The organism is Bacillus cereus group sp. BfR-BA-01381 (genome assembly GCF_022663555.1).
GTDB lineage: Bacteria > Bacillota > Bacilli > Bacillales > Bacillaceae_G > Bacillus_A > Bacillus_A pacificus.
Map to the genome: position 1 here is coordinate 1 of NZ_JAKUFR010000001.1, position 11,536 is coordinate 11,536.

Genomic DNA, 11,536 nt, shown 5'->3' on the forward strand with positions numbered 1-11,536 from the left:
TAGGCTTTACTACTTCTTGTACTTTCTCTTCTTCCTTAGGTTTTGCTACTTCTTGTACTTTCTCTTCTTCCTTAGGTTTTGCTACTTCTTGTACTTTTGCTTCTTCCTTAGGTTTTGCTACTTCTTGTACTTTTGCTTCTTCTTGTACTTTTACTACTTCTTGTACTTTTACTACTTCTTGTACTTTTACTACTTCTTGTACTTTTACTACTTCTTGTACTTTCTCTTCTTCCTTAGGTTTAATTGTTTCTTTTGCCTTTGTTACCTTCTGTGTTTTCGCTTCTTCCTTAGCTTTAACCATTTTTTGCACTTTCGCTACTTGCTTCGTTTTCTCGTCAGCCTTTTTTTCAACTGGTGCTGTACTAGATAAGAAAGAAACATTTACATAAGCTGTTTTTCCTTTATACTCAAATTGTAGCCATCCATCTTTTACTTGGTTCGTTGATTCAATTACATCATCTTTTTTCAGTCTGCCAAGAATTTTTGATTCTGTGTTTGCTTCCGTACGAACATTTAATAAATTTGCTGTTACATGGTAAATATCTTTTGTAAACTCCGAGCTTACAAATACTTCTTTACCATTCAACTCAATTTTTGTCCAGCCATCTTCAGTATTGATGACTTTTAATTCTTGCCCATTTTTTACCTTTTCGACTACTTTTGATTCCGTAGTCGGTTTTTCACGTACGTTGAGTACATCTGCTGTTACGATTGTTTCTGCGGTAGCAGTTGTAGTAAATGCTCCCAATCCGAAAACAGTTGCTGTTGCTGCGCCAATTACTTTTTTCATATGAGCCTCCATTATATTTTTTTGAATTCTATCAAATGCTTCCATAAATTCATGGAAGTATTTGCAACAATATATTAGTACCACTTAATATACTGCTATTAAAACTCCTTACTCCAATACTATCAAATTCTTATTTCTAATTCTATATATTATAAGTTTCCTTATTTTCTATAAACGTTTTATGCCCTTCTTCATACTTAATAGTTTTCTTTCAATTACTAAAACATATATAAAACCAACCTATCCTCAATATAGCCAAAAATACATATATGACATGTTACGACTTAGTAATGAGCGTACCAATGAACTTTTAATACATTACAACATTCAGGGAATCTTACATTAGATGGAGCGTGTTTTACTGAAAACAACGGTTATGGTAGTGTAAGTAATAGTATTAAAGACAATCTTTTCTGACGAACAATAAAAATTTTAGTTTGGAGCAATACTATGCCAAAACTATATTGTAATTATTGATCCGAACAACCTCCCCTCGCGCAAAATTTTACTAAATATCGGTTTTACATCCAAGAAAGTTTGTGAGATTGATGGATTATCTGGGTTTTGATTAAATACATATCACTATAAAAAGGCTGTGCTCTATATGACGCACAGCCTTTTTCTTTATTCAAACGATCCTCTTCTTTTCTTCTCTAATAAGACTCTTCCTATATTAAAAATAAATGCGATAAAAAATATAGTTGCGCCCATTAAAAATGCTAAATTATAACTACGAATTACTCCTTGCTGATATTCCTCCTTTACTTGTTTGTAAATTTTTCGCTCTCCATCAGATTTTAAGATGATTTGCTGTTTTTTATTTATCGCTTGCAATACTTCCCCCCTTTCTAAATTTGACAAATCACTTTTTTTAATCATAGTTACTACTTCCCTATTTACCTTCTCTTTTTCAACTAACAATTGATGATTCAGAAACATCACAAGTATCGCAACCCCAACAATACTTCCAACTGTTCTTGAAATATTACAAATACTTGCAGCAACACCTGACTTTTCAATAGGCACACTTAAAACTGCCGTTGTTGTATATGGTGCTAATGTGCACCCAGTTCCAATTCCAACGATTATTAGCCTCCAAATATAATCCCATGTAGTAAAGTTTGAATCTATTTGACTAAATAAATATGACGCTACGATAAATGTTAATAGCCCTATACTACCTATTAATGAACTTCCCCGCTTTGCTGCAAGTGGTGTTACTATTGCTGTAACAAGCATCGAAACAATCGCTAGCGTGCTAATTATTAAACCTGACTGTAATTCAGACATACCTTCTACTTGAACAAAATAAAAAGCAAGTATAAATAAAAAGTTCATTAGTCCCATTCCAACAAAGAATAAAGAAAAATTCGAGATTGAGAACTCTTTATTTGTGAATATTCTTAATGGCAACATTGGATTTTCACTTTTCTTTTCAATGATAAAAAATAATATAAAACCTATGAATGAGAGCATAAAAAGAAGTATTAAGCTTATCGTGCTTAAATGATTTGTATTTACTTGTATGAGTGCATATACGAGTAAGCATAGTGCAGATGCAGAAGTAATCATACCTGCCCAATCTATTTTAGAGCTTGTAGCATGATCATACGATTCCTTAATACAAAGAATCACGAAGATGAAAGATAATATACTCACTGGTATATTAATAAAAAACACCCAACTCCAATTTAATTTGTCAGTTAAAACGCCTCCAAGTGAAGGGCCAATCGCCGCTGCTAATCCCCCAAAAGCTCCCATGACGCCTCCTATCATACCTTGTTTTTCTTTCGGTACTAAATTAAGGCCTAATGGCATAGCAACTGGTACGATAACTGCGGCGGAAACTCCTTGTATTACCCTAAAAGCAACTAATGTATGAAAAGAAGTGGCTATACCGCACATAAATGAACTAATAGAAAAAAACAATAAACCAATAATATACAGTTTCTTGCGACCAAACTGATCCGCCAGGCGTGCTGCAATTAATAAACACGATACAAAGGCAACATTATAACTATTAGCAACCCAAGAAATTGTATCAATTGAAGTATGAAATGTCTTTGTCATTTCTGGTAATGCAATATTCACAATATTCGAATCTAAAATTGCCATAAAAAAACCTGCAATTAAAGCTATTAATGCTAATATATTCCTCATTTCTGCCACCCTTATTCTTTTTATTTATTTAAAATCCCATTCATAAATAAATTTACACATGTCTCTATATACTCTTCTAACTGAATTTCTTCTTCCGATATACTTACATTCATAATGTATAAAAACAGTTGTCCATAAAACATATTCGCTATCAAACAGTAATTACAGGTGGAAATGTGTCCCTTCTCACCAAGTTGCTTTAAATATTGTTCTAAGTGATTCACTAGATGTGAATTCAACTCATGTAGTAATGCTTTCATTTCACTATTTTGTCTTGATTCTATTAACGCAGCCCAAATATAATTTAGCTTTGGTAAATTGGTTTGAATATATGTTTCCGCCACTTTCGTAAGGTCCTTATGTAAATCACCAGTAAATTGCTCTTCTATTTCCTCTAGCAAAGCAACTGGTGTCGTCCGTAAAATAATACTCTCCCTAAAAAGATTTTCCTTATTTTTAAAATTACGAAATATCGTTAATTCGCTTACACCTGCTTTTTCTGCCACTTCACGAATGGTTGTCGCTGTATACCCCTTTTCCCCGAATAATAAAGTAGCAGCTTCCATAACTTTTTCTCGTGCTGTTAATTTCCCCATCTATATTCCTCCATTCAATATGTAAGTAAGTAATTACTAACATATTATCACAAAAGAAAAATGAAAGTAACTAGTTACTTTCATTTTCTGGAATTTCATTACATCTTCAACTACTACTAGGAATATTCCCTCAAATTCTTCTATGGATAAATAACGTTTGCAAAAGCTTTTCACAGCTATTATTAATGTTGACAATCCAGTGCCTACTATAATTATTTTCTTGTAGTTGGGAAAGAAATTGCTAATCGAGCGGGATATTTCAAGTATTTTTATAAGGATAAATGAATCAGTAAACTACATTACTTTACATTGTGATATACCTGTTATCAAAGGGGAAAATAGGATTTGTTGCAATGGATGTGAAAAAATGCATTGTTGCAACAAGTAAATTTACCGAATTTATTATTTTAACAGGGAAGCCCTACTCATCTTAACCAAGTAAAGTTGGGGATATTTCAACCTAAATCTACAATTTGAGTTTTTTATGAAATTCATTGAAAACATACAAACAACCATCGTCTCATAGAAAGATAGCTGTTTGTATTTAACACTATTCATTATCTAGCATTATGAATGCGTTAACCACCCTACTATACAATAGAAAACGCCAAATACACTCCAACAACGAAGAATACGGCAAGTGTCTTAATTATCGTAATACCAAAAATCTCTTTATAAGCTTCCCGGTGCGTTAATCCTGTAACTGCAAGTAAGGTTATAACAGCTCCATTATGAGGGAGAGTATCCATACCTCCCGCCGCCATTGCAATGACACGATGCAGCACATCTAACGGAATGTCAAAGTTCGCTGCCACTTCAATATATTTTTCAGCCATTAAACCTAATGTAATACTCATTCCACCCGAACCCGAGCCCGTCAGCCCGCATAATATATTCGTCATGACTGCTCCGCTAATTAAAGGATTTGCGAAAGTCCCCGTCAAATAATTTTGAATCATGACAAATCCAGGTAAAGCTGCTATAACAGCACCAAATCCATACTCAGCTGCAGTGTTCATGGCAGCTAAGATTGAACCACTTACGCCCACGCTTGTAATAGATTGAAAATGTTCTTTTACCGCTTGAAAATTTAATATTATAGCAGACAGTATTCCAATAAGAAGTGCTATTTCCACTGACCAAATACCTATAACTTGTCCCATATCAATCGTTCCATACTCCTTCAAGCCTATAGATGCAAAATCAAATCCCTTTGTATACCAAACGGGGATGAATACTGTAAAGATTTTATTCATCGCTCCAACCAGTACAAGTGGAAGAAAAGCTACCCAGTAACTAGCTGGAATAACATCGCTAGAAGCAATTGGCGTTTGCACCAGCTGTGCACTTGTTGTGGCAGCAAGTTCAGAAGTAGCACCGTCTTTTCCAAAGTACCCCTCTCCTTTAGCAGCAGCCTTCTTCCTACACCTTTCCAAATACAACATGCCGCATGTAAAGATAAACAATGCTCCGATAATTCCTAATGTAGGAGCTGCATAAATATCTGTTTTAAAGAAAGTAGTTGGAATGACATTTTGGATTTGAGGCGATCCAGGAAGCGAATCCATCGAAAACGTGAATGCGCTAAATGCGATTGTCGCTGGAATGAGTCGTTTCGGAATATTCGCCTCGCGAAATAATTGCGCCGCAAATGGATAAATCGCAAATACCGCCACAAATAAACTAACACCACTGTATGTAAGAATCGCTCCCATTAATACAATGGAAAGAATCGCTCTTTTCACACCAATAAAACGGATAATAATTTTCGCGATTTTTTCTGCTATTCCAGTAATTTCTACAACCTTACCGAAAATCGCTCCAAGCAAAAATACAGGAAAATATAATTTTATAAATCCGACCATCTTCGCCATAAAGACATTAGAAAAGAACGGTAAAACATACGACGGTTCTGTTAAAAACACAGCGAGCAACGCACATAACGGAGCGAATAAAATGACTGAGAATCCTCGGTAAGCTACAAATATAAGCAAGCCAAGCGATAACAATACAATCAATAAATCCATAACCCCAATCCCCCTCAATAATATGGATTTTTTTAACTTTGTATATATTGTTGTAATGCCTGCCTCTGGCAGGCATTACTTTTTGCATATTATAGTCATAGCTTTTTATTTATTATGAAAAAATGGTGTTCGCTTTTCTATAAAGGCCTCTACTCCCTCTCTTACATCAATCGTTTGAAATACATGTCCGAAATTCTCAGCTTCTATTTTTAATCCTTCCTCAAGAGAAGAAGATAACCCTTTATCGATAGATTGTTTCATCAAAGATAAAGCAGGAAGAGAAAATCGAGACATCTTTGCGGCTAATTCCTTCGCCTTATTCAGCGATTCGCCACGCGGAACAACATGATTCACCAAACCAACTCGCCAAGCTACTTCAGCAGTGAGTGCTTCACCAGTAAACATCATTTCCTTCGCACTTGCAGTTCCTATTAACCTCGGCAAACGTTGCGTTCCTCCCGCACCTGGAAATAAACCTAATTTCACTTCCGGAAGCCCAATTTGGGCGTGTTCTTCTATAATCCGCAAATCACATGATAAAGCTAATTCACACCCGCCCCCAAGTGCTAATCCGTTAATAGCAGCTATAACTGGCTTTAGCAATCTTTCTATTTTATTTAATGGATTCTGAAGCCACAATGATTTTCCCTCTGCATATTCGCTCCCTTTCCCAATCCATTCCGGAAATGATTTAATGTCCCCTCCTGCAACGAAGGCCTTTTCTCCCGCGCCAGTTAGAAGTACAACAATTACTTCATCATCCCGTTCGATTTCATCGACTGCTACCGTCAATTGTTCCACCACAGCACCACTCAGTACATTGACAGGAGGATTATCAATGATAATTGTCGCAATTCCATTTTCTTTGGACCATGTAACAACCCGTTTATTTTCCAATCCAATCCCCTCTTTCCAATATGTAATAAGGTAAAATCAGCGCATCAACTTGTTCTTTTAATTACATAGCCAACCTTTTCACGATCCCAAGCACTTCCGATTCCTTCCCCCTTCAGCTTGAACTTTTGAATCCGTTCCGTCGCAGTTTTTGGGAAAGTTTCACTGAATTGAACATATCGCGGTACCATAAAGTAAGCCATACGATCTTGACACCAATCTATAATCTCTTCATAGGACATCGTTTCTCCCTTTTTCACAATCACATATAATTTGACATCCTCTTCCCCCACTTCTGATGGGACACCGATAGCTGCTGATTCAAGTACTTTTGGGTGATTATTCACAACTTTTTCGATTTCCCAAGAAGAGATATTTTCTCCACGTCTTCGTATGCACTGTTTAATTCGATCGCAAAAGTATAAGTAACCTTCCTCATCTAGATAACCGCGATCTCCTGTATGGAACCATCCCTCCTTCATCGCCTCCTTTGTTTTATCAAGCATTTTATAATAACCTTCCATGAATGCTTGTCCTTGTAATGAACGAATAAAAATTTCTCCAATTTCACCAGTCCGCGCTTCATTTCCATCCTCATTTACAATCTTCGTCTCTACGTATGAATATGGTTTTCCTATAGAAGGTGGTTTATTAGCATAGAGTGGATTCGTTACACAAAAACCCGTTGTTTCTGTTAATCCGTAACCTTCCACAATCTGAACGCCAAACCTCTCCTCAAACGGCTTCCAAAATTCCTTAGGTGTAGCAGCACAAGCCGTCACTCTTACTAAATTTTCATTATCGTCTTCCTTTTCTGGCTGCTTGCAGAGAATAGGAATCATAGATCCTAAAGAATTAAAAATTGTTGCGCCATGACTACGAATTTCATCCCAAAATCTAGAAGCACTAAATCGCTTACCAAGAGCAATCGTCGCATTGGAAGAAATGGCCCCAAGTACTGTATGTGCCTGGGCATTTATATGAAATAACGGAAGCGCTGTAAATAAGACATCTTTTGAACTTGCGCCAACCATATAGTTAGCAAATGACTGCGCAGAATTTACATAGGCTAAATGACTTAACATGACCCCTTTAGGTAATCCAGTCGTTCCAGAGGTATAAAGGATACTGTTAATAAAAGTGGAGGAAACAAATTCAGTTGGAAGGTGATGATTATTTGTAAGTAGTACATCTTTCAATTCGATTACTAACCGCTCTTTACCATCGCCCATAATGACTGCGCTTTCATTTTTTCCGTAAGCAACAATTTGAATGTCCCTTTGTATAAATGACAAACAAGAAACAATTTGAGGAACAAATTCCTTATCAACGATGATTAACTTACAATCAGAGTGAGATACAATATACTGCAAACCTTCTCCTTTTAAATGCACATTCAGAGGCACCGCAATTGCTCCCATAAAAGATAAAGCAAACCATACATCCAGATATTCAGGCGTGTTATGAAGCATAATACAAACTTTATCTCCTTTTTGAATACCGAGTTCACAAAATCCCGCTATGGCTCTTGTAATTCGATGATATAGCTCCTCATATGTAACCCTTTGTTCTTCAAATTGTAAATACACTTTACTTGGTGTTTTTTCGATACTTTGCATGATAAAATACGGTAAGCTATGATTTTCCAGCACTGCATTCCATCCCCTTCCTGCTAAAGTCTTTTTTATTTATATAGCAAGAAACATGCCAAAAATCGACTCATTCCCTATTCCCTTATTCCTTCGTAATCACCCTAACATGTCCACCTTTACATGTCGCATTTACGCAACAAATATTAGCAAACATGTCGCATCTATAAGAATACGTCGCAAAATAGAGACAGTATTTATTACTACAAACAAAAAAAGGGCCTGTTTGCCCTTTACTTTCCTTCATGACATTTCATATTTTTCTATTTTTCGATATAAGCTGGCCCGATGAATTCCTAAAAGCCCGGCTGCCTCTTTTATATTTCCAGCAGTTTTATCTAAGGCTCTCGTAATCGCACGTTTTTCAGCGGATTCCACTTCTGCCTGCAGTAAATAACTCATCTCTTGCTTCTCCATGTCCAACGTAAATATTTCATGGTATAACGTTTCTTCCAAGTCTTTTTTCCTTAAATAGATAGGGAGATGATGCACTTGAATAATCATTCCTTCTATAACATTCATCGCTCGTTCTAACACATTCTCTAGCTCCCTAATATTCCCTGGCCAACCATGCTCCATGAATATATCTCTAACTCTCTCATCTAATGAAATAACGTTGCTACCTAGCTCACCATTCAATTTCTTAATTAAAAATTCCGTTATATGTATCATATCTTCTTTTCTCTCTCGTAACGGAGGAATATCAATCTCGAACACATTCAACCTATAATATAAATCCTCCCTGAACTCCCCTCTTTGCACCATTTCATGGAGATTCCGATGTGTCGCCGCAATGAAACGAACATCAACCTTTTGAATTTTCGTGCCGCCAATTCTTTCAATCTCTTTCTCTTGCAATACACGAAGCAACTTTACCTGCATGTCCAAAGACATATCACCAATTTCATCTAAAAATAACGTTCCCTTATCAGCCAATTCAATTTTCCCAGGCTTACCGCCTTTTTTCGCCCCTGTAAAAGCCCCTTCTTCGTATCCAAATAATTCAGCCTCCAAAAGATCCCTTGGAATCGCAGCACAATTCAGGCGAATAAATGTGCCACTAGCACGCGGACTTGCACGATGTACCGCATGCGCAAAAAGCTCCTTTCCTGTACCGCTTTCTCCTCTTATCAAAACAGTAGACCGACTTTTAGAAACCTTTAAAGCCATCGTTTTTACTTCTTTCATTTTCGCACTCTCTCCTATAATACTTTGAAAGGACAGCCTCCCTTCTTGCAGCCGCTGTAATTCAGTTTGATAGTAAGTTATCTTTGATTCCATTTCACTAATTTGATCTCCCAAAGCTTTAAACTGCTGTATATCATGAAACATAATTTTACCAATTGCCCCAATAATCTTACCTTCCTTAACGATAGGTATGCGCGTTGCGATTATATTCCGATTACTTATACGCTGGATATGTCCAATTTCCACCTGCCCTGTCTTTACGATAATATGCATCCTCGTATTCTCAACGACCTCCGTACAATGTTTTCCAATCGCTTCCTTTGGATCATCAATCCCTAAAAATTTTGCATAAGAGCCGCTTAAAAAATTGATAATTCCTTGTTCATTTACCCCTAAAATACATTCCGAAAGTAAATTTAAGGCATTTTCATACCGACTGATAGTATTTTCCAAAGACTGTATACTTTTTTCCTTGTTTGCCAGAATGACAATCGTTCCACCTTCTTTTCCACTTTGATATACACGGGATTCATTCACAATAAATTCTTGGTTGCCAATCTTACACTCGTACTTGTACAAACTTTCACTTTGATTCACTACTAAATTTTTACGATCAGGAATAATCGTTGATATATGCTCACCTATGATTTCATTTTCTTTTTTATGTAACATGCTACAGAATAGTTGGTTGCTGAATGTGATGATTCCATCATGATTTACAACAACAATTCCATTATTCATTACCTGAAGAGCCTGACTAGTTAACTGCAAATTCAATCGTTCGTCCATATGCATTTGGAATCCCCCCTATCAAATGGTCCTCTTTCTCGTATGTATTATATATTCATGTTAAATATTTACTTTCCTTTGATTTTTCCATTTGAAATAATAATTTCTTGAACTAGTAATATAGCTGATTAACTGTTGGTTTCTCGCTTGAAACTAGGAAGAATCTAACAATCCACTATCTTTAACTTCTTTTGGGAAAAGATTATATCGTGGTTTTTTTAAAACTTACAGCATGAAAACATTTAAGGCTTACATTGGATACATAATAAGCTTAATAAATAGAAAAACAGTCAACGGATTCGCTTACGTCAACTGCTTTCATTCCGAATATTAGTGATGAAATCCATAATAATGAGGCCTTCGTTAGCATAAAGTCTCCTTCCCAAGCTTCCAACTAAACCATCTCCCATGCCCTTCTGTTTCTCCAACTGTTTCACGATATTCGTTTCCGTTAATATAATAATCAATATGAAGATCCCGGTCCCACATGTTGTTATATAGGTGGAATACATCACGTTTTGCACCTATTTCTTGGATTTGTTTTTCCAGCTTACGTTTTATTTGTTCAGGTATTTGATTTGCGACATGTGTATGAAAAATGCAGATAACAGCGTCGCTACTTATTCGTTCAATAATAGATGGTAATAGCTCTACACCGTCTCCTTCTATTAATTGAACAGATTTATTTTTTACTAAAGATGCAGCTTGTTCAAACAGTTCAAGCCTTTCTTTATGTTCTGGCCAAATGAGTGCATGTAGCCATAAATAATCTTCATCACTATGTAAATCATTTACATGTAAATCTAGTCCGATTCTTTCTACGACAGGTGGACTTTCTTTTAATAAATGAGGCACATTCTCTCCTCTTATTTCAGAAGTTACATGTACATTCGAATTTATATTTCCGTATGTTTCATCTGTACCGTACGAATAGCTATATTGGTCCCAAAATAGTTGTAATCCAGAACTTGTCCCAATTTCTATTAACGCTAACGGTTTATTCACTTTGCTAAATATGTAACTGAAACTTGGATATAAGTACGCACATCTTCTTACTTCATTCGTTTGAACAAGTTTCGTTTGTAATAAAGTAATGATTTCCTCTCTGTATATTTTACAGAAATCTTTAAAATGAGCAAAAGCTTTATCTAAATTTGTATTCTTATTTTCAACTAAACTACTGTAATACGTTTTTAAAGGATGTTCTTTCCCTGTTAGTAATAAATAATGTACGGCACCTAATAATAAGTTTGGGACTGGTTGACCTACCTGAGCATAGGACGATAGTGTAAGTACTTCCTCATCTTCAGCAATTTTCATTGATAAATATTCATATAAGTCACTTGACCCTTTACATTCCTTTATTGAAAAATTTCGAAATAAGTTTGCGATTTGTTCTTGTGTACGCATGTGTATCCCTCCTTTTAATATTCAGAATAATCA

At 35.8% G+C, this 11,536-nt stretch carries 8 protein-coding genes and 1 pseudogene; 1 reads left to right on the forward strand and 8 read right to left on the reverse strand.

The window, feature by feature from the left end; genetic code table 11:
* Positions 1–790 (reverse strand): SH3 domain-containing protein (locus MR079_RS00005; protein WP_242293245.1); only part of this gene is annotated, 790 nt, incomplete at its 3' end.
* Positions 791–1,259: 469 nt separating this feature from the next.
* Between MR079_RS00005 and MR079_RS00010 the strand changes: the two are divergent.
* A pseudogene (locus tag MR079_RS00010) lies at positions 1,260–1,358 on the forward strand (GNAT family N-acetyltransferase); the annotation flags it as partial.
* Between the two features lie 56 nt (positions 1,359–1,414).
* On the opposite strand, the gene MR079_RS00015 reads toward MR079_RS00010, so the two are convergent.
* From MR079_RS00015 to MR079_RS00045, 7 genes are all read right to left on the reverse strand, one after another.
* Positions 1,415–2,950 (reverse strand): MFS transporter, encoded by a 1,536-nt coding sequence (locus tag MR079_RS00015; protein WP_139865932.1) that lies wholly within the window; start codon positions 2,948–2,950, stop codon positions 1,415–1,417.
* A gap of 20 nt (positions 2,951–2,970) precedes the next feature.
* On the reverse strand, positions 2,971–3,546 hold the full coding sequence (locus MR079_RS00020; RefSeq protein ID WP_016717794.1) for a TetR/AcrR family transcriptional regulator: 576 nt from the start codon (positions 3,544–3,546) through the stop codon (positions 2,971–2,973).
* 590 nt (positions 3,547–4,136) lie between these two features.
* Positions 4,137–5,573: a GntP family permease gene (locus MR079_RS00025; protein WP_074585915.1), complete on the reverse strand. Its 1,437-nt coding sequence runs from the start codon at positions 5,571–5,573 to the stop codon at positions 4,137–4,139.
* A gap of 105 nt (positions 5,574–5,678) precedes the next feature.
* On the reverse strand, positions 5,679–6,470 hold the full coding sequence (locus MR079_RS00030; protein WP_016717796.1) for an enoyl-CoA hydratase: 792 nt from the start codon (positions 6,468–6,470) through the stop codon (positions 5,679–5,681).
* Between the two features lie 44 nt (positions 6,471–6,514).
* Positions 6,515–8,119 (reverse strand): ATP-dependent acyl-CoA ligase, encoded by a 1,605-nt coding sequence (locus tag MR079_RS00035; RefSeq protein ID WP_242293246.1) that lies wholly within the window; start codon positions 8,117–8,119, stop codon positions 6,515–6,517.
* A 240-nt stretch (positions 8,120–8,359) separates the two neighbouring features.
* On the reverse strand, positions 8,360–10,099 hold the full coding sequence (locus tag MR079_RS00040; RefSeq protein ID WP_016717798.1) for a sigma-54-dependent Fis family transcriptional regulator: 1,740 nt from the start codon (positions 10,097–10,099) through the stop codon (positions 8,360–8,362).
* 357 nt (positions 10,100–10,456) lie between these two features.
* Positions 10,457–11,503: a DUF2332 domain-containing protein gene (locus MR079_RS00045; protein WP_139865935.1), complete on the reverse strand. Its 1,047-nt coding sequence runs from the start codon at positions 11,501–11,503 to the stop codon at positions 10,457–10,459.
* Between the last annotated feature and the right edge of the window lie 33 nt (positions 11,504–11,536).

Coding starts and splice junctions, on each gene's coding strand:
- MR079_RS00015 (WP_139865932.1), bottom strand. CDS start 2,950: ATGAGGAATATATTAGCATTAATAGCTTTAATTGCAGGTTTTTTTATG.
- MR079_RS00020 (WP_016717794.1), bottom strand. CDS start 3,546: ATGGGGAAATTAACAGCACGAGAAAAAGTTATGGAAGCTGCTACTTTA.
- MR079_RS00025 (WP_074585915.1), bottom strand. CDS start 5,573: ATGGATTTATTGATTGTATTGTTATCGCTTGGCTTGCTTATATTTGTA.
- MR079_RS00040 (WP_016717798.1), bottom strand. CDS start 10,099: ATGCATATGGACGAACGATTGAATTTGCAGTTAACTAGTCAGGCTCTT.
- MR079_RS00045 (WP_139865935.1), bottom strand. CDS start 11,503: ATGCGTACACAAGAACAAATCGCAAACTTATTTCGAAATTTTTCAATA.